14 protein-coding genes and 1 pseudogene are annotated in these 19272 nt (G+C 71.7%); 8 read left to right on the forward strand and 7 right to left on the reverse strand.

Annotated elements, in window-relative coordinates; genetic code table 11:
• Window positions 1-80: 80 nt before the first annotated feature.
• Window positions 81-1277 carry a cytochrome P450 gene (locus tag KUM39_RS24980; protein WP_246620692.1) on the reverse strand — a complete coding sequence of 399 codons (1197 nt, stop codon included), beginning with the start codon at window positions 1275-1277 and terminating at the stop codon, window positions 81-83.
• 593 nt (window positions 1278-1870) lie between these two features.
• Here KUM39_RS24980 and KUM39_RS24985 point away from each other — a divergent pair.
• Entirely contained in the window at window positions 1871-2860 is a 990-nt protein-coding gene (locus KUM39_RS24985; RefSeq protein ID WP_217788029.1) for a phosphotransferase family protein, read from the forward strand.
• 430 nt (window positions 2861-3290) lie between these two features.
• Here KUM39_RS24985 and KUM39_RS24990 read toward each other — a convergent pair whose 3' ends face one another.
• Complete coding sequence (locus tag KUM39_RS24990) at window positions 3291-3890, reverse strand: PASTA domain-containing protein (RefSeq protein WP_246620693.1); 600 nt, start codon at window positions 3888-3890, stop codon at window positions 3291-3293.
• Between the two features lie 183 nt (window positions 3891-4073).
• Entirely contained in the window at window positions 4074-4943 is an 870-nt protein-coding gene (locus KUM39_RS24995) for an ATP-grasp domain-containing protein (RefSeq protein ID WP_217788030.1), read from the reverse strand.
• A 207-nt stretch (window positions 4944-5150) separates the two neighbouring features.
• Here KUM39_RS24995 and KUM39_RS25000 point away from each other — a divergent pair, with 207 nt between their 5' ends.
• The 3 genes from KUM39_RS25000 to KUM39_RS25010 all read left to right on the forward strand — a co-directional run bounded on the left by KUM39_RS25000 (window position 5151) and on the right by KUM39_RS25010 (window position 8001).
• Window positions 5151-6233 carry a MerR family transcriptional regulator gene (locus KUM39_RS25000; RefSeq protein ID WP_217788031.1) on the forward strand — a complete coding sequence of 361 codons (1083 nt, stop codon included), beginning with the start codon at window positions 5151-5153 and terminating at the stop codon, window positions 6231-6233.
• Between the two features lie 153 nt (window positions 6234-6386).
• Window positions 6387-6731 carry a CU044_2847 family protein gene (locus tag KUM39_RS25005; RefSeq protein WP_217788032.1) on the forward strand — a complete coding sequence of 115 codons (345 nt, stop codon included), beginning with the start codon at window positions 6387-6389 and terminating at the stop codon, window positions 6729-6731.
• 232 nt (window positions 6732-6963) lie between these two features.
• Window positions 6964-8001, forward strand: coding sequence for a rod shape-determining protein (locus KUM39_RS25010; RefSeq protein ID WP_217788033.1), 1038 nt, complete (start codon window positions 6964-6966; stop codon window positions 7999-8001).
• A gap of 374 nt (window positions 8002-8375) precedes the next feature.
• Here the strand turns inward: KUM39_RS25010 and KUM39_RS25015 are convergent, their stop codons facing one another.
• Complete coding sequence (locus tag KUM39_RS25015; protein ID WP_217788034.1) at window positions 8376-9887, reverse strand: aromatic amino acid ammonia-lyase; 1512 nt, start codon at window positions 9885-9887, stop codon at window positions 8376-8378.
• A 140-nt stretch (window positions 9888-10027) separates the two neighbouring features.
• Between KUM39_RS25015 and KUM39_RS25020 the strand changes: the two are divergent.
• From KUM39_RS25020 to KUM39_RS25035, 4 genes and pseudogenes are all read left to right on the forward strand, one after another.
• Window positions 10028-11142 (forward strand): annotated as a pseudogene (locus tag KUM39_RS25020) (ABC transporter ATP-binding protein).
• The gene (locus tag KUM39_RS25025) at window positions 11139-11780 is read left to right on the forward strand and encodes an ABC transporter permease (RefSeq protein WP_217788035.1); all 642 of its coding nucleotides are present in this window, start codon (window positions 11139-11141) and stop codon (window positions 11778-11780) included. Before KUM39_RS25020 ends, KUM39_RS25025 begins: the two are co-directional and overlap by 4 nt.
• The gene (locus KUM39_RS25030; protein WP_217788036.1) at window positions 11780-12478 is read left to right on the forward strand and encodes an ABC transporter permease; all 699 of its coding nucleotides are present in this window, start codon (window positions 11780-11782) and stop codon (window positions 12476-12478) included. The genes KUM39_RS25025 and KUM39_RS25030 overlap by 1 nt, the downstream gene beginning before the upstream one ends.
• 46 nt (window positions 12479-12524) lie before the next feature.
• Entirely contained in the window at window positions 12525-13457 is a 933-nt protein-coding gene (locus tag KUM39_RS25035) for an ABC transporter substrate-binding protein (protein WP_217788037.1), read from the forward strand.
• 64 nt (window positions 13458-13521) lie between these two features.
• On the opposite strand, the gene KUM39_RS25040 is transcribed toward KUM39_RS25035, so the two are convergent.
• The 3 genes from KUM39_RS25040 to KUM39_RS25050 all read right to left on the reverse strand — a co-directional run bounded on the left by KUM39_RS25040 (window position 13522) and on the right by KUM39_RS25050 (window position 19079).
• A complete protein-coding gene (locus tag KUM39_RS25040; protein WP_246620694.1) occupies window positions 13522-16410 on the reverse strand; it encodes a helix-turn-helix transcriptional regulator in 2889 nt (962 codons plus the stop codon).
• 256 nt (window positions 16411-16666) lie between these two features.
• Window positions 16667-17962, reverse strand: coding sequence for a glycosyltransferase (locus tag KUM39_RS25045; protein WP_217788038.1), 1296 nt, complete (start codon window positions 17960-17962; stop codon window positions 16667-16669).
• 271 nt (window positions 17963-18233) lie between these two features.
• Window positions 18234-19079, reverse strand: a complete 846-nt coding sequence (locus KUM39_RS25050) for a GNAT family N-acetyltransferase (protein WP_217788039.1) — start codon at window positions 19077-19079, stop codon at window positions 18234-18236.
• Window positions 19080-19272: the final 193 nt, after the last annotated feature.

Here is a 19272-nt window from a genome sequence, read left to right on the forward strand (position 1 = left end):
CTGCGGTATTACGCGACGGGTGGCGCCGCTCTCACCGGGTCACGGGGGTCGCGGGGCCACCGGGTCACCAGGTCACCGGCTCACCAGGTCACCGGCAGTGAGGTCAGGCCGTAGACCAGGCTCTGGTGGCGGTAGGGCAGGTCGTTCGGGTCGGCGGCCAGCGTGAGGCCGGGGAAGCGGGCCAGCAGGGTGGACAGCGCGGTCTCGATCTCGCGGCGGGCCAGCGGGGCGCCGGGACACAGATGGGCGCCGTGTCCGAAGGCCAGGTGCTTGCGGGCGTCCCGCTCGATGTCGAAGCGGGCGGGCTCGTCGTACACCGCCGGGTCGTGGTTCGCGGCCGGGATCGCCACGACCACCGGGTCCCCCACGCTCATCCGCACCCCGGCGAACTCCATGTCCGCGTCCACGATGCGCAGGATGTTGTCGTGCGAGACGGACCAGAAGCGCAGGGACTCCTCGATGAACGGCCGCATCTTCTCCGGGTCCGCGACCAGCGCGGCGCGCGCGGCCGGGTCCGTGAGGAGAGTGAGGACACTCAGCGCGATCTGGTTGACGGTCGTCTCGAAGCCGCCGATCAGGATGAGGCGTACCAGTGGTACGAGGTCGTCCCGGTCCAGCGCGCCGGTCAGCACGTGGTCGTGGATGAGGCGGCTGATCAGGTCGTCGGCGGGTTCCCGCTCCTTCTCGTCCGCGAGGCGGTGCAGGTACGCGTTCATCTCCTGGTACGCGGCGAGCGCCTTCTCCGGGGCGCCGAGGCCCAGGCAGAGGCGGCTCTGCTCGGAGAAGGTGAGGTAGTCCTGCTCGGGCACGCCCAGCAGGCGGGCGATGACCAGGGTGGGGAGCGGGAGGCAGAACTCCGTGTACAGGTCCACCGGTTGGGGTAAATTCGCCACCCCGTCGAGGAGTTCGTCCACCAGTTCCTGGATACGGGGGCGCACCTCCTTGATGCGGCGCGCGGTGAACTCCGTCATCACCATGTGGCGTTGGGTGCCGTGCTCCGGTTCGTCCATCCGCCAGAAGGAGTTCATGTTGCGCTCCGGCGGGAGCTGGATGCGGTGGCGGAAGCCGGGCTTGGTGTCGTCGGAGCTGAAGCGGGGGTCCATCAGGGCCTGGCGTACGTCCTCGTGCCGGGTGATCAGCCAGGCCCAGCCGCCGTCAGGGAGGTTCACCCTGCGGGGCGGGGTCTCGCGCAGCTCCGTGTACGCGGGGGGCGGGGCCATCGGGCACGTGCGTGCCAGCGGCCAGGTCGGGGTCGCTTCCGTAGCGGTTTCAGGCATCGGTGTCCCTTGTGGTGTGGGTGCTGGTGTGAACCGGCCCACGTCCCCCCCTGCGGCGGCCGACATCGCCTGCGGCGGCCCTCTCACTGCGCCGCCGCGCCGACGCTAAGCCCGCCCACTGACGAGCCCCTGACCCACCACTGACACGAGGCCCCACTGTCCAGAGGACAGCCGCAGGGTCCCCCGCACCCCTTCCGACGCGGCTGCGGCGTCCCATCCCCTCAAGGGCTGTCCCGTAATCCCTGGTGGATCAGCGCGCGGTGTCGGATGCGGTGCATCGCCAGGCTGAGGGACGTTCGCATACTGGTTGTATTCGAACGTTCCGACAGTCACGTGGTGTTCGGCTGGGGTGTCCACGCGTGCGTCGGCTCGGCTTTCGGCCAGCTGGCCCTCCAGGCACTGGTCGCGGGACTGCTGGACGCGCCGGCACTCCGGCTCATGGGTCGTCCGGTGTGCCGGCACACGGCTCCGGTCCGGTGGATCGCCGAAATGCCAGTCTCCTTCGCGGAATCGGCCAACGAATATGATGCGTTGGCCGATTCCGCGTAGAGAGTTGAACGGATCGACAGCCGAAGCCCTCAGGAGGACCATGCATGGACTACCGACCTATTGAGCGGAATGCTGGCGACTTCCAGCGGCCGGTGACCGCCGAGGAAGTTTGTGCCGTCAGCCGCGCCGCATTCGGCGAAGGCACCGAGGTGGTATCGGCGACAGAACTCGGTGGCGGATTCTACAACAACACTTTCAAAGTAGACCTCGGACAAGACCGGCCGGTCATCCTCCGCGTCGCTCCCGAACCTGGGCGACAGGCTCGCGCGGATCCGGAGCTCATGCGCAACGAATACGCCAGCATGCCTTACCTGACGCCAGTCGCCCATCTGCTGCCGCGTACTCTCACTGCCGACTTCACGCACCGGCTGGTCGGCCGGGACTACCTGTTCCAAACACTGCTCGACGGGGTACCCGCATCCTCGGCGTTGGACGCCTACCCGCAGCCATACCGGGGTGCCTATTACCGCGACCTCGGGCGGATCACCCGGACCATCCATGCCGTTCGAGGTCCCGGGTTCGGCCGGGTCGCCGGTCCTGTGCACGAACGGTGGAGCGACGCGCTGTTCAGTTGGTTCGACCGCGCTGCCGCCGATCTCACCGACAACGGGCTCGACGCCAGAGATATCCGCGAACTGATCCAGGTCGCCGACCGCAACCGCGTGGTGCTCGACGAAGTCGCGGAGCCGCGGCTGTTGCACGGCGACCTGTGGGTGGGAAACACGATGCTTGCCGAGGGGGCCCCGGAGCCGGTCATCACGGGCGTGTTCGACTGCGACCGCACGTGGTGGGGAGACCCGGAAGCGGACTGGCCGATTTACCTGGCCCTGCGCAAGCCGGGCAGCGAGCGAGACGAGTTCTGGTCGAACTATGGCCCGGTCCGGCAGACCGAGAACGCGCGTTGGCGCGCGCTGATTTACGAGGCCAAGCATGCCACCGCCCTGCTGCTCGAATTCCACCGGTTCCGCTGGAACGAAGAACTCGCCAAGACCTACGGCGAGATCCGCAAACTCATCAGAAGGCTCGACGACTGACCTCCGGTTTACCGGAAAGATGCCGAACACCATCACCGGGTTCGGTGCCTTTTCTTATACCCTGTTGAACAGCGTCCTCGGACCATACGGTAACCGTCGATGGGGAAATTTCCCGAGCGAGTCGGAAACTATGCCCGTTCCCGTCGGGACGACAGGGGGCAAGTATGTCCGGACCGCGAACGTCTGCACCTGCCGGGGCGCCGGTCTTCCATCATGTCGGGGTGCCGACCGACGACCTAAGAGCTGTCGGACAAATGATCACGGTTTACGGAGCCAGAGGATGAGCGAGGCGAGTCGGAGACCGGCGAGGTAGCGGGCAGTCAACTTGTGGTTCGGGGCCGGGCCGGGAAGGCAACGCTGACTACTCCGTGGCGGGCGCATTTGTCCTCGGCGAGTCTGGCTGCGGCACCTTCTCCTGCCTGGACACGACCTAGCGGTGGAGACACTTCCCCACAGCGACATACAGCTTGACGCTCTCCGATGCGTCGAATGGGTGCCCAGGCTGGGGATACTGCTTGCAGACATCCCCCTGGACGCGGGGAATGTCTTGCTGATCAAGGGTGTCCCCGCTCCCATAGACCACATCAATGAAGCGGCTGTTGTACCCCTTCTTGAGCAGCGTGTCATAAGCGTGCTCGAAGCTCTGCCCGGTGATGTTGGGCATCTTGAGGGCGGGAACATGTGCGTCCCAGTGGGTCGGGCACTTCTCTTCGTACGGAACGGCTGCGAGGTCTACCGATTTCGGAGAATCACCCTTTCTCGACAAGCAAAATCTCCAGAATTCCGGATGCTGCATGTCCACTGGGCGGTGGAGATCTGTCGCGTCCCGCACGGAGAACCCGATGCCCTTCCTGATCTCACTTCTCATCTTCACCGGCAGGCTGTCCGCGGGCAGGGAGGCAGAAGCAGAAGCGTGCACGCTGCGCGCCGCCGTGGGGGTTTGGCCGGGCTGCTGACTGGAACATCCGACGCTCAGGGCGGCCACGACCGTTGTCAGCGCTATGCCAATATCAAGCTTTTTGAGATTCAATGCCCGTTTCTCCTGTCACTTGATGGCACCCAGTAGGACGAAGCTGACGCAAACCGAGGAACCGTACCGCCGTCGCTTACGACGCTCAAGGCCCGGCGGGCAGCGGGAAATGGGGATCGGGAACCTTTCGCCGCTGATGAGGAGGGGGTTCCCCGCGCCCCTTTCGACGCGGCTGTGCCGTCGTTATCGGGCTGCCTTGATGATCTCCTCGGCGACCTCTGGCAGGGAGGTGGGGTGGAGGTCCAGGAAGAGTTGGGGTTCGATCAGTTCGAGTTCCATGAGGTGGGGGGTGTGGGTGGGGCCGTCAACGATGTCGATGCGGGCGTAGAGGAGGTCGGACGGGTGGGGAAGGGCGGCGAGGGTCTTTTGGGCGAGGGCGAGTTCGGAGGGGGTGGGGGTCCAGGGTTCGAGGCGAGGGTGGGCGACTTTGGCGGCGTCGTAGGGCGTACCGGGCGTCAGGACCGCGCCCTTGCGGCTCGCGTGGAGGAGACGGCCGCCGAAGAACTGGAGGGCGCGCTCACCGGTGACGTCGATGGCGGGCATGTAGGGCTGGACCATCGCGGTGAAGCCCTCGGCGTGCATACGGGAGATCTGGCGCAGGGCGGTCCCGTGCTCGCCGGGGAGGTAGCGGGCGGCGAAGCGGGCCCCCGCGCCGGAGGTCGGTTTGATGACGAACTCGCCCTCTGCGGGCAGGGAGACCGGGTCGCCCGGAGCGAAGTAGTCGGTGGGCACCGTGGGCACACCGGCCGCCGCCAGCTCCCCCAGATACCGCTTGTCGGCGTTCCACCGCACCACGCCCGCCGGATTGGCGAGCCGGGTCAGCGCGTCCACCCGGTCCACCCAGGCCCCGAACTCGGCGGCCCGCCAGGAGTAGTCCCAGGTGGACCGGATGACGACGAGGTCGTAACCGGCCCAGTCGATCGCGGCATCGTCCCACCGCACACTCTCCGCGTCGGCCCCGCGAGCCCTCAACTCCCCCACCAGCCCGGCGAGATCGGGGTCCCGCGTGGGCACGTCACCGGGATCGTAGGTGGCAAGGGCGATACGGGACATGGAAACCCCCTGGTCGGAGATCGGACACCCACCGGTTGGCACGGCTCGGCCGCGAGGCTAACAACCCCGTAGGGGCCCGCCCCGACGGGTCCCTTGCCCTTCCCCGACGGGTCCCTTGCCCTGCCCCGACAGGTCCCTTGACCCTCCCCCTCGGGGAACCCCCAGCATCGGTGACGGAACCGAACGAGGAGAGACCGGAGACACCCCGTGCGTGAGGAACTGCTGACCATCGGCGCGTTCGCCAGGGCGAGCGGGCTGTCGCCCAAGGCGCTGCGGCTCTACGACGAGCTGGATCTGCTCCGCCCCCTACGGGTGGACCCCGACAGCGGCTACCGCCATTACGCCCCGGCCCAGCTGGAGCGGGCCCGGCTGGTGGCCTGGCTGCGGCGGCTCGGGATGCCGCTCGCGGAGATCCGTACCGTCTGCGCGCTGGACCGGCCCGCCGCCGGGCGGGAGATCCGGGCCTACTGGGCGCGCGTGGAGGCCGAGTTGGCGGTACGCCGGGATCTCGCGGCCTTCCTCGTGGACCAGTTGACCGACGAAACCCGAGGAGACGGCACCATGACACTTCAACTGCGGTGCACCACGGCCCATTCGGACCGGGGCCGGGTACGCCCGGTGAACCAGGACGCGGTGTACGCGGGCCGCCGCCTGCTCGCCGTGGCGGACGGGTTCGGCCCCGCCGGTGCCCCCGCGAGCAGCGCGGCCGTGGCGGCGCTGCGGTTCCTGGACGACGGCGCGGAACCGGCCGCCGGAAGCGTGCTGGACACGCTCCAGGAGGCGGTGCGCGGCGCGGACCAGGCCGTACGGGACGCGGCGGGCGACGACGAGAGCGCGGGCACCACGCTGACGGCGCTGCTGCTGACCGGGTCGCGGCTGGCGCTCGCGCACATCGGGGACTCGCGGGCGTATCTGCTGCGCGACGGCGAGCTGTTCCGCGTGACGCAGGACCACAGCTGGGTCCAATCACTCCTGGACGAGGGGAGGTTGACCCCGGAGGAGGCCGAGTCGCACCCCCAGCGCGCCCTGCTCCTCAAGGCGCTCGGCGCCCCCGGCTCCCCCTCCCCCGACCTCCGCCTGCGCTCCCCCCGCCCGGGTGACCGCTACCTCCTCTGCTCCGACGGCCTCACCACCGTCGTCCCCGAGCCCCGTATCGCCGCCCTCCTGTCCGGCCCCTCCCCCGCCGAAGCCCTGGTCACGGCCGCGAACACGGCGGGCGGCCCGGACAACGTGAGCTGCGCGGTGGCGGACGTGGTGGAGGCGGAGGCCGATGTGACGATCGCCGGGTAGCCGGGGAGCCGCGCAACTCGTCCGGCGGCCCGCCGTCCGGTGCCCTGTTCTCCTCCGCCCTGCGCCCCCTGTGTCTTCCGGAACGGCGGACAGCCCAGGGGGCGGGCAGGAGAATGGGGCTCGTCCGGTGGGGTGCTGCGGGGGGGGTCGGCCGTGAATCGGTTGGTGGAGTTCGCCACGGAGGACGGGATCGTCGTGGTGGTGGAGGCGGTGGACGGGGCCGGGGGGACGCGGCTGGTGGGGCGCGGGGACGGGGAGTCCGGTCCGGCGGCCCGGACGGTGCGCAGCTTCGAGGGCGCGCTCGACGGGGTGCGGGCCGCCGCGCAGTCCGCGCTGCGGGTCTTCCGGGACGGCGCGCTGCGGCCCGACTCGGTGGAGCTGGAGTTCGGGGTGAAGCTCAGCGCGGAAGCGGGGGCCGTGATCGCCAAGGGCGCCACGGAGGGGCAGTTGGTGGTGCGGCTGGCGTGGAGCGGGGAGCGGGCCGGGGCGGGTTCGTAGCGGCGGGGCGGCGGCCCGCACCCATACGTACCCGTCCGTCCCCGTACGGGTGTCCCCTGGGGCGGCGTGCTGTGGAGACACCCCGTGCCCGGCCGGAAATCCCCCCATTCAGCGGCACCCCGCCCGGCCCCCCAGGAAAGGCAGGGCTTCTCGGGGGCGCGCAGGATCGGTGAGGTGAGGACCGGCGCACGGTCGGGCCTTGAGCGGGACGCTGCATCTGGGAGGACCTGCCGTGACCGTCAGTCTGGAGAACCTGCGCCGTTGTCACTTCGCGGTGGACCTCGGCGCGGCCCGTACGCGGGTGTATGTGAAGGGTGCCGGTCTCATCGTGGACCAGCCCTCGGTCGCGGCCGTCAACACCCGTTCCGGCGCGCTGATCGCGGTAGGGGAGTTCGCGGAGCAGATGACGGGCCGTACGCCGGACTACATCCGGGTCGTACGGCCCGTGTCCGGCGGTACGGTCGTGGACATCGAGATGGCCCAGCGGATGCTGCGGCACCTCATCGGGGACAAGATCCGCCGCACCCTGCGTCGCCGGCCCCGGCTGCGGGCCGCCGCCTGCACCCCGCACGACGCCGATCCGCTGGCGCAGCGCGCGACGATCGAGACGCTGGTCGGGCTCGGGGCGCGGCGCGTGGAACTCGTGGACACGCTCATCGCCGCCGCCGTCGGCTGCGGGCTGCCCGTGGAGCAGCCCGAGGCGAGCATGGTGATGGTGTGCGGGGCCGCCGCGACCCAGGTCGCCGTGCTGTCGCTGGGGTCCATCGTCACCGCCCAGCGCATTCCGGTGGGCGGTGAGGCCGTGGACCACGCGATCGTGCAACACCTGCGGCACGCCTACGAGTTGATGCTGCCGAGTCAGGCGGTACGGCCGCTGCACCTGGCCCTCTCGGGCAACGGGCTGACGCCGCGCGGGCCTTCGTCCACGGAGATCCACGGGCGGGACGTGGCGACGGGGCTGCCGCGCAGTGTGCGGGTGGACACCGCCGCCGTACGGGACGCGATCCAGACTCCGCTGACGTCCGTACTGGACGGGATCGGGCGGGTGCTGCGGGAGTGTCCGCCCGATCTGGTCGCGGACGTGGCCGATCGGGGGCTGGTGATGGTCGGGGGGTCGGCGCTGCTGCCGGGGCTCGACAAGATGCTCCGCGAGGCCACCGGGATTCCCGTGCACATCGCCGAGCGGCCCGAGCTGTGCGCCGTGCAGGGGCTCGGGGACATGCTGGAGGGCAAGATCGAGCCTCTGTCGCTGGCGCCGCTCGCCGCGTGAACCTCGGTGGAACAGGGGTCGGTTCAGTAGGGAAGGATGCGCCCCGACGGCGTCCTGCGGTCGATCTCCTGCCCGCGTGGGGCGGTGGGCCGGCGAACTACTCGTACCCGGATACGACGGTCCATGACGCCTCCTCCTGCCGTGCGACAGCAACTGGTAGGAGGTCCGTGCCCACAACAGAGCATGTCCAAGCCAAGAACCCCGCAAGACTTCCCGCACGAGCGGACCTTGCGGAAACCTCTTGACCTGGCGTCCCACCGTGCCCCAGTCGGCCGGGAAGGCGGCCCGGCCGCCTCCCGGGGGCGCGGGGAACCCCGCGATCCGCCACGGCCGACCCGCGCGGGACGGCGGAGCCGCACCCCGCGCCGAGGCCCTCAGCCCGCCCCGGCCCCCCGCCACACCTCGGTGAAGCGGTCCAGCAACCCCGCGGCGATCCTGACGTCGTCCGTGAGCGGCCGGTCGGCGGGGTCGGGGTTGAGCACGGACTCCGCGAGGGAGAGCGCGTCGGCGATGGGAAGGCCGGACTCCGGACGAAGGTCGCGCTGCGCGAGCGCACGGACGGCGGCGACGAGTTCGCACCCCACCACCAGACGGTAGGCGGAGCAGACCCGCAGCGTCTGCCGGGCCGCCAGGGAGGCGAAGCTGGCCTGTTCCTCGACGCCTCGGGAGAGGACCGCGTGCCCGAGGGAGGCGGGGGCGGAGAAGGCGCGCAGGTCACCGAGGGCGGCCGAGGCGGCGTACTCCAGGATCATCACTCCCGACGAGGCCGCCTCCTGGTCCGCGAGGAAGGGGCGCAGCCGGGTGTAGGCGGGCTCGTTGAGGGTGGAGAGGCGGGAGGTGGAGAGCCGGGCGACCTGGGTCAGGGAGAGCCTGAAGTGATCCAGGGCGAGGGCCAGTTGGGCCTGGTAGAAGCCGCCGTGGTGGTAGGCCGCGAGGTCCTCCGCGCTGATCAGCGGGTTCTCCGCCGCCGCGTTGATCTCGACGTTCAGCGCCCGCTCCAGCGCGTCCGCCGCGTCGTGCGCGGGCCCGTGGATCTGGGGCAGGCACCGGAACCCGTAGGGGTCCTGGATGCGGCCGAGCGGCGGGGTGGGCCGGTCGTCGGCGCCGATCAGCACCCGCATGCGGCGGGCGGTCTCGACGCTGCCGGGGTGCGGCCGGGCGGCGTGCACGGGTGCCGCGTACGCCTCGTGGGAGCCGTCCACGGCAAGCAGGGAGAGCGCGGCGACGACCTGGGTGGCCTCGATCAGCCCGCGCAGTTCGTGCAGGGCGAGCGCGGCCTGTCCGAGGGTGAGGGCGTTGCTGCTGATGAGGGCGAGCGCGTCGTTGTTGTCGAGGGGCTGCGGGGCGGGGGCACCGGCGCCGCGCCAGGGGTGCTCCCCGGCGAGCGCGAGCCCGAGCTGCGCGAGCCCGGCGAGATCACCGGTGCCGACCGAGCCGAACTCGTTGACGACCGGGTACGCGCCGCTCTCCAGCGCCTCGCACAACGCGGTGACGACGCTGGGCCGCAGCCCGGCGCCCCCGGCGAGGATCTGGTTGGCGCGTACGGCGAGCATGGCGCGGACCTGGCGGGCGGGGAGTTCGTCGCCGATGCCGCCCGCGTGGCTGCGCAGCAGCCGGAGCCCGTGCCCCGCCGCCGCCTCGGTCGGCACGTCCTCGGTGCGGTTGGCGCCGACTCCGGTGGAGCGTCCGTAGACGCGGCCGGTGGCGGCGATCCGCCGGGCGGCGTCCCACGCCTCCTCGGCGCGTCGCAGCCCCTCGGGGCCGGGCACCGGGCGCGCGGTGCCGTCGGCGAGACGTACGACGTCCGCGACACCGAGGCCGGCACCGTCAAGGACGACGAGCCCACCATACGTGAAGAGCGGGCCGTCCACGATGTGAGACGACATGAGGTGCAACTCCCCTCGAAACGGACGCCATGTCTTGCCAGGCGAGCACGGATGCGATGAATCGGCGCCGGAGGCATTGACAATTTATTCAGTCACCGAGAACTCTGCATGACGATATACAGCCGGGCAAGGGACATCTCATGATCCAGTTCGACGCGGTGCACAAGCGTTTCCCGAACGGCACGACGGCGGTGCACGACCTCACCCTGGAGATGCCGGAGGGCGGTGTGACCGTCCTGGTCGGCTCCTCCGGGTGCGGCAAGACGACCACCCTGCGCATGATCAACCGGATGGTCGAGCCCAGCTCGGGCACCATCCGGGTCGCGGGCCGCGACGTCACCGAGCAGGACGCCGCCGAGCTGCGCCGCTCGATCGGTTACGTCATCCAGCAGGCGGCCTGTTCCCGCACCGCACGGTGCTGGACAACATCGCCACGGTGCCGCTGCTGCTCGGCTGGAACCGCCGCAGGGCCCGCGCCCGCGCCGCCGAGCTGCTGGAGACGGTGGGGCTGGCCGCCGACGCGGGCAGGCGCTACCCCCACCAGCTCTCCGGCGGCCAGCAGCAGCGCGTCGGTGTGGCCCGCGCGCTGGCCGCCGATCCGCCCGTACTGCTCATGGACGAGCCGTTCGGCGCGGTGGACCCTGTGGTGCGCACCCAGCTCCAGGACGAGCTGCTGCGGCTCCAGAAGGAGCTGAACAAGTCCATCGTGTTCGTCACCCACGACGTGGACGAGGCCGTACGGCTCGGGGACCGCATAGCGATCTTCCGCACCGGAGGCCACCTGGTGCAGTGCGCGGCCCCCGCCGAGCTGCTGTCCCGACCCGCCGACGACTTCGTGGCCGGGTTCCTCGGCGCCGAACGCGGCCTGAAGCTGCTCTCGCTGACGACGCTGGCCGACGTGCCCCGTACGGCCACGCCGACCGTGCACGCCGACGCGGCCCCGGCGGGCGGCGAAGGCCGCTGGCGGCTGGTCACGGCTCCCGACGGCAGCCCGCTGGGCTGGCTGGACACCGACGCGGCACCGGCCGGACCCGCCGGGGACGGCCCGCTGCTGCCCGTACGCGCACTGAAGGACACCGACTCGGTGCTCGCCGCGCTGGACGAGTCCCTCGCCTCCCCCACCGGCCTGGTGGTCCGCGTGGACGCCGACTGCCGGGTCACCGGCGTCACCTCCCGCGAGCTGATCCACGACCGCGCGGGCGCCGCCCACGCCGCGTCCGGCCCCGTCCTCGCCGCCCGGGAGAACGCCGCATGACCATCGACTGGTCCTGGATCGGGGAGCACATCGGCGAGCTGGCCTCGCTGACGCTCTCGCACCTGGAGGCGGCCATGACCGCCGTCCTGCTCGGCCTGGTGCTGTCGCTGCCGCTCGCGGTGCTCGCGCACCGGGTGCGCCCGCTGCGCGGCTTCCTGCTCGGCGCCTCCAACGTCCTGTTCACCATCCCGTCCATCGCCGTCTTCGTCCTGCTGCTCCCGGTCAGCGGTCTGACCCGGACCACCACCGTGATCGGCCTGACCGTCTACACCCTGGTCGTGCTGCTGCGGAACACCGTCGAGGGCCTGGAGTCGGTCCCGGCCCGCACCAAGGAGGCGGCGAGGGCGATGGGCACCCGCCCATTGCGCACACTGCTGGCCGTGGAGTTCCCGCTCGCCCTGCCGGTGATCATGGCCGGGGTGCGGATCGCCACCGTGATGTCGATCTCCCTGGTGTCGGTCGCCACCTACATCGGTGACGGCGGCCTCGGCCAGCTGTTCACCGACGGCTTCCAGCGCGACTTCCCGACCCCGGTGATCGCCGGAGTGGTCCTGACCCTCCTGCTCGCCGTCGTCGCCGACGCGGTGCTGGTCGCCGTGGAGTACGCCCTGACCCCGTGGCGAAGGAGCCGTGCCTGATGTACGCACTCGTCGTCGATCTCGCCAGGTGGCTGACCAGCGGCAGCCAGTGGACCGGCCCGGACGGCATCGGGCACCGGCTGGCCGAGCACCTCCAGTACTCGCTGCTGGCCACCCTGATCGCCGCCGCCATCGGGCTGCCCGTCGGCCTGCTCATCGGCCACACCGGCAGGGGCGCCTTCCTGGCGATCAACCTCGCCTCGTTCGGCCGCGCGCTGCCCACCGTCGGCCTGGTCGTACTGGTCTTCCTCGCGGGCGGCCTGTCCATGCTCCCGGTGTACGTCGCCCTGGTCGCGCTCGCCGTCCCGGCCATCGTCACCAACACCCACGCCGGGATGACGGCCGTCGATCCGGACGTGAAGGACGCGGCACGCGGCCAGGGGATGCGCGGGCACCAGGTGCTGTTCAAGGTCGAACTGCCGCTGGCGCTGCCCCTGATCATGACCGGGCTGCGACTCGCGCTGATCCAGGTCGTCGCCACCGCGACCATCGCCGCGTACGTCTCGTTCGGCGGCCTCGGCCGCTACGTCTTCGACGGGCTGGCGCAGCGCGACCTCGTCCAGGTACTCGGCGGGGCGGTGCTGGTCGCCGTCGTGGCGATCGTCCTGGACGTCGTCCTCAGCACCCTCCAGCGCGTCTTCGCCCTCCCGCACCAGCGCTCCGGCGCGCGCCGGAGCGCCCCGACCGGCACCGCGTGAAAAGCCCCCGTCCATGACCGGCACGAACCGCACAGGGAACACGGCAATGAATCGACGCACCCTCCTCGGCGGCCTGTTCGCCGCCGCCTCCGTCCCCGCGCTGGCCGCGTGCTCCGGCGGGGTCACCTCGCTCAAGGGCGACGCGTCCGGCTCCGGGGGCGGCGGCTCCAGCAAGGGCGGAGTCACCATCGGCACCGCCAACTTCACCGAGAACCAGGTCCTGGGGTACCTCTACGCCGCCGCGCTCACCGCCGCCGGGGTGCGGACGACCGTACGGCCCAACCTCGGCACCCGCGAGATCGTCATCCCCGCACTGCGCGGCGGCGACATCGACCTCCTCCCCGAGTACCAGGGCGCTCTCCTCAACTACCTTGATCCCAAGGCCGTTCCGACCGAGCAGGGCGCGATGCAGAACGCGCTCACGCTCGCCCTCCCGGCCGGACTCCAGGTACTCCCCTACGGGCTCGCCGAGGACTCCGACGCCTTCGTCGTCACCCGCGCGACCGCCTCGCGCTACGGCCTCTCCAGCCTCGCCGACCTCAGGAAGCGGAACGGGAAGCTCGTGATCGGCGCCGCCCCCGAGGTCAAGAAGCGGCGGGTGGGCGCGGTCGGACTCCGGGAGGTCTACGGCGTCGAATTCAAGGAGTTCAAGTCCCTGGACTCCGACGGGCCGTTGGTCAAGGGGGCGCTGAAGAAGGGGGACGTGGACGTCGCCAACCTCTTCACCACCGACACCGACATCGAGGCCAACGGCTGGGTGGTGCTGTCCGACCCCGAGCACCTGATCCCCAGTCAGCACATCGTCCCGCTCGTCGCCGACCGCAAGGCCGACGACACCCTCCGCAAGGCCCTCGCCCGCATCGGCAACCTCCTCACCACCGCCGACCTCACCGACCTCAACCGCCAGGTGGACAAAGACAAGAAGGACCCCGAGGACGTGGCCAACGCGTACGCCCGGCGGAAGGGCATCCTCAGGTAGAGGTCCCCGCATGGAGCAGGGCGTGCGGCACGGCGGAGCGCGACTCCCCCGACGGGCCCGCCGCTCAGCCCTGTTCGTCCAGGGCGGCCAGGGCGTCCCGCAGGGCCGCCCGGCTGGTGATGCCCAGCTTGGGGTAGATCTGGTAGAGGTGCGTGCCGATGGTGCGGTGGGAGAGGAAGAGGCGTTCACCGATCTGCTTGTTGGTGAGGCCACCGGCGGCCAGCGCGGCGATCTCCTTCTCCTGGTGAGTGAGCAGCGCCTTCGTCCGGGGCGCCCCGTCCACCGGGTCGGCCGTCCGGGTCTCCCCCGCCGCCCGCAGCTCGGCCGCTGCCCGCTCGGCCCAGGGCACGGCCCCGAGCCCCTGGAACGCGCTCAGCGCGGCGGCGAGGCGGAGCCGCGCCTCCCCCGCCTTGCGCGCCCGGCGCAGATACTCGCCGTAGAGCAGTTCGACGCGCGCGTACTCGAACGGCCAGCGCCGTGCGCGGTCGTCGGAGAGTGCCTGCTCGAAGTGGGTGGCGGCGTCCCGCCCGGCCCCGGCGGCGAGCGCCTGCACCGCGTGGGCGTGCATCCGCATGCGCGGGGACAGCGCGGGCATGTCGGACTCCCGTACCGCGCGGGCGTGCGCGCGCGCCTCGGCCTCGCGCCCGGTGCGGACGGCCGCCTCGACGAGGTCGAGGGCGCCCCACATGGCGAGCGGCACGAACGGGGCGAGTTCACCGGCCGGGGAGAGCAGACAGCTCTGCCGGTAGGCCTCCTCGAAGTCCCCGGAGCCCAGCGCGGAGAGCGCGCGGGCGTACGCGGCGCACAGTGCGACCCCGCCCGCACCCCGCGGCCCGGCCCACTGGACGATCTGCTCGGTGAGCTGCCGGTTGGTCCTGTCCCAGCCGCGCACGGCGGCGACGAACGCCCGGCTGTAGCGGAAGTACCAGGTGAACAGGTCGTACTCGTACTCGTCGCTGACCTGGAGCGCCTCGTCGGCGAGGTCTCCGGCCTCGTCCCAGCGGCCGGTGGCCATGTCCTCGATGACCAGATTGAGCAGCGCCCCGAGATGGCGGCGGGCGGGGTGGCGTCCGCCGCGTCCCTCGCGGACCACCCGCCAGAAGGCTTCGCGCAGCTCTCCGGACCGGTCGGCGTACAGCGAGGCGATCCCCATGCGCACCACCCGCGACGGGTCCGTCTCCTCGCGGGCGTCGGCCAGCACCCGGTCGAGGCGGTCCAGGGCCCGGCCACCGGTGCGAGCGGGGTCTCCCCAGGTGCGGGACATCACCCAGAGCAGATCGGGTACGCCGTCTGCCCAGCGGTCCAGCGCGGCGAGCAGCCGGTGCCACAGCTCCGCCCGGCCGCCGTACCAGCAGAGCAGCATCAGGGTGTGCATCGCCTCGGCGAGCGCGAAGTCGTCCGCGCGACCGGGCGCGGAGCCCGGCCCGCCGGACTTCTCGCCGATGGTGAGGTAGGTGTCCACGGCGTCGGCGAGCAGGGCGTGCGCGGTGTCCACGTCACCGTCGGTGTTGATCAGGACGTAGGCGGTGGCCGCCGCCGCGAGCAGCGCGCTGCGGGGTTCGGGGGCGCTGTCGGCCGGGCCGTCGAGCAGGGCGGGATCGGCGCGGCGAGCGCTGTCCAGCAGGACGGACGCCCCGCGCATCTCACCACCGGCGTCGGCGCCGATGTAGGCGGCCTCGGCGAGTCGGCGGCTCCTGTCCTGCGGGCTCGGGCTGAGCCGGGCGGAGTGCGACAGCGCGGCGACCGCGCCGGTGGCGTCACCGCGCGCCAGGCTGCGTTGCGCGGCGGCCTCCAGTTGCTTGGCGACGTCCTCGTCGGCGGAGGAGGCGGCCTCGCCGAGATGCCAGGCCCGGCGTTCGGGCCGGTCGGTGAGGATGTCGGCGAGCCGGTGGTGGGCGGCGCGGCGCTCCCCCGAGGTCGCCGCCTCCACGACGGCGGAGGCGAGCAGCGGGTGACAGAAGTGCAGCCGGTACGCGGCGAGGTCCACGGTGACGACACCGGCGCGCTCGGCGGGGCCGAGGGCGTCCGTGAGGGAGAGCCCGACCGCGTTCTCGATGACGGAGAGGTCGCCGCTGCCGTCGAGCGCGGCGAGCAGCAGCGCCTCCCGGCAGTCGGGCGAGAGGTCGGCCACCCGCTTGGCGAACAGCGCCTTCAGCCGTTCGTTGAGGGGCAGGACGGACGGCATGCTGGACTCCGCGTGCTGCTGCGCCCCGGTGAGCAGGCGCGGCAGTTCGACCAGGGCCAGCGGGTTGCCGAGCGCCTCCGCGACGATGCGTCGCCGCACGCCGTACGCGAGCTGGGGATGGACGGCGCGCAGGAGTTCGTGCGCGCCCTGGTCGTCGAGGGGGCGCAGGACACGCTCGGGCAGGCCGCCGCGTTCGAAGTAGCCGTCGGCGTCGGACCGTACGGAGGCCAGGAAGCCGATGGGGGTGCCGATCAGCCGCCGGGCGACGAAGCCGAGCACGATGGCGGTGGACCGGTCCAGCCAGGTGACGTCGTCCGCGACGAGCATCACGGGCCCGCTGCGGGCGACCCGGCGGAGCAGGAAGAGGGTGGCCGTGGAGACCACCAGCCGGTCCGGCGCGGGCCCGGAACCGATTCCGGTGGCGACGCGCAGGGCGTCCCGGTGGACCGGGTCCAGGTCGTCCGTGTGGGCGAGGAGGGGGAAGAGGAGCTGGTTGAGCCCGGAGTAGGCGATGTCGGCCTCGAACTGGGCTCCGCCGACCCGGAGCACCGTGATGGCCTTGTCGTCGTCGGCGCGGCGCGCGACGGTCTCCAGCAGGGCCGACTTGCCGATGCCCGACTCTCCGGCGATCATCAGCGACCCGCCCTTGACCGCGGCTTCCGAGAAGAAGCTGCAGATGGAGCGCAGGTCGTCGTTACGGCCGTACAGGGACACCGCGCAGCGGTCCATCGGGCCGTAGATCTTCGGGGGTACGGGGGTGGCGTCCATTGTCCTGGCGCATCTCCTCAACGGGATGGTGTGGAGGGCCGCGGAACTTCGAAAATCTTGCCAATTCTTTACGGATCATTCGGAGTAAGCCAGCCTAATCAGCACATTCCCCACACCGCAAGCCCGCGCCCACGGCCCGCGGACCCGTAGCGCGGATTCTGGTGCCCGCAATGGCCCCGCACAAGCGCCGCGGGCGCCCGGCACCCGCCGGACGCCCGCGGCGTCTCACCCGTCCCCGGCCGCGGCCCGGGACGCCTCAGCCGTGCTGCTCGACGAACTCCGCCACGGCCACCAGCGGGTCGTAGTGCTGGTAGGCGGCCTGGATCTCCTCGGCCTTCTCGCGGTACGACGCGCCGCCGAGCACCTCCTCGACGCCCTTGCGGACGGCGGCGGCCTCGGGGCGGCCGGTGCGCAGGTCCACGCCGGTGCCGCTCCACGCGACCCGCGCGGCGACCTCGGGCTTCTCCTCGGTGTCACCGCCGACGACCAGCGGCAGACCGTGCCGCAGCGCGGTCTGCACACCGCCGTACCCGGCGTTGGTGACCAGGACGCTGCTGAGCGGGAAGATGCGCTCGAAGGGGACGTAGTCGGCGAGGATCACATTGTCCGGGACGGTGCCGCCCAGCGCCTCGCGCACCACGTCCGGGCCGTCGGCGCGCACGGTGGCGGCGACCACGGTGACGTCCAGCCCGGCCAGGCCCTCCACGGTGGGGACGACGAGCTGCGTCAGGTCGCGGTTGGCCAGCGTGCCCTGGGTGACGACGACGACGGGCCTGCCGTCGGACAGCCGGTCCCACCAGTCGGGCAGCTCGTAGTCGGTGCCGGAGTCGGCGGGGAGCGCGCCGATGAAGCGGAAGCCCTCGGGGGCGTCGCTGCGCGGGTACTCGAACGCCGGGACCGTGAGGTGGAACCGGTGGTCGGGGACGCGGTCCATCGCGTTGAGGAAGAAGTCGGGCAGCGTGACGCCCATCTGCTCGAACACGCCCTCCAGGTGCCGCTGCGGCTCGGCCATCATCTGCCGCATGCCGCCGCGCATCGCCGCGTACTGCTCCCGCATCGCCTCGTTGGTGGCCGGGGGCAGCGCGGGGCCGAAGGGCGGCAGATCGACGCTCTCGGAGCTGGGCGGGGCGATGCCGAGGGTCACCACGAGCGGGCGCTCGCCGCGCGGGGCGCGCAGCGGGGTCGCCAGCACGGCCAGCGAGGTCGGCTCGGTGAACACGACGGAGGCGGGGAACTCCGCCAGCAGCTCCTGGATGCGCCGGTCGTGGGCGGGCGCCGGGTCACCGAAGACGTGCATCAGGTCGAACGCCATCGACTCCAGCTGCGGCAGACCCGCGCGCTGCGGGAATGAGGCGCCCAGGTCACGGTCGTCGTAGTCCAGCTCGGGGGCGTACGCGACGAACCGCGCACCGGTCGCCTCGACCTTCTCCTGGAACCGGGCGCCGGTGTAGAACAGCACCTCGTGCCCGCGCCGCGTCAGATCGGCGGCCAGGGCCAGCATCGGAGAAACATGCCCGTGGAACGGGGTGGCCGTGAAGAGGACCTTGCTCATCTCGGTGGGACATCCAATCGTTTCGGTCGAGATCCCGCGCCGCTCGCGGTGCGCGGCACTCGTGTAGAGGACGGGGGCGGAACCCGAAGAGTTCACATGAACGGGCGCGGACTTCGTTCGCGCGCGGGGGGGCGCGGGGCTGTGGGGCTCGTGGGAGACGGAGGGGCGGGGTCCGTGGGGGGCTCGTAGGACCAGCGCGGCCCTCGGGCCTCTGCCGCCCGGGCCTACGACCTCCAACCTCCGCCCCCGCCCTCCCGCCGGTCCCGGTGGCTCAGTCCTTCAGCTCCCAGAGCCAGTTGTGCCGCTCGTAGGCGACCTGGAAGCCGAGCCGGAGCATGTTGTGCAGGGACGAGTTGTGCGTCCCCTCCATCTCCGCGCCCGTCTCCGCGACCAGGACCGTCGCTCCGTCCCGCGCGGCGGCGCGGGCGCGCGCGACGAGCAGTTCGGTCTGTCCGCCCCGGTTGCGCGCCTCGGGCAGCACCGCTCCGCCGAAGAACTGGGCGGTCGTGCCGGAGCGGTGCATGGTGCCGGTCCCGACGATCTCCTCCCCGCGCAGGACGGAGTACCCGTGCCACGCCGGGCCGCCCACCGTGGCGGCGGCCATCGCCACGAGCGGGTTCGCGGGCAGGCCGAACGCGCGCGACATCACATCGGCCCACCGCTCCGCGTCCTCGACGGCGACGGCCTCGGTGCGTATGCCGTCGGGGCGGCGGCGCTCGGGCGCGTCGGCGCGGGCGAGCACCTCGTCCACCGCGCCGACGACTTTCACCCAGGACGCGCCGTCGGTGATGCCTTCCCGATCGCGGATCTCGTCCCAGTCCTCGGGGAGCACGGAGGGGGCGAGCTGGAGGAGGGCGCGGCGGATGCCCCGCGCCCGGTAGAAGGCGCAGACCTCGGCGATCTGCCCGGCGGTGACCGGTTCGGTACGGCCGAATCCGAGCGCCTTGCTCCAGAACTGGGCCGGGTCGTCGCGCACCGCGAGGACGACGGCGTCTCCGACGCGGGTGGCCTCGGCGCCCAGCTCGGCGCGGACGTCCGCCGACGGGCCGGTCTCGAACGCGAACAGTGCTTCTGCTTCGGAGCCCTCGATGAGCGACGGCGACATGGTGACGGGCACGGGACTTACCTCGTTGCGGTGGGGGAGTACAGGGAAACTTTTCTGCACACCACACGAACCAGCCGCGGGGTGGCGTTCACATCTGGCCGGAAAACTCGGTGCGGGGCGGTGGGGAGGGAGGTGCGGGGCACCGGGGGTGGTGGAACAGTGAACTTCGGTGATCGTGGGAAAGGGGGTGCCGCACGTGACGACC

The sequence above is a fragment of the Streptomyces corallincola genome (assembly GCF_019104725.1).
Classification (GTDB): Bacteria; Actinomycetota; Actinomycetes; order Streptomycetales; family Streptomycetaceae; genus Streptomyces; species Streptomyces corallincola.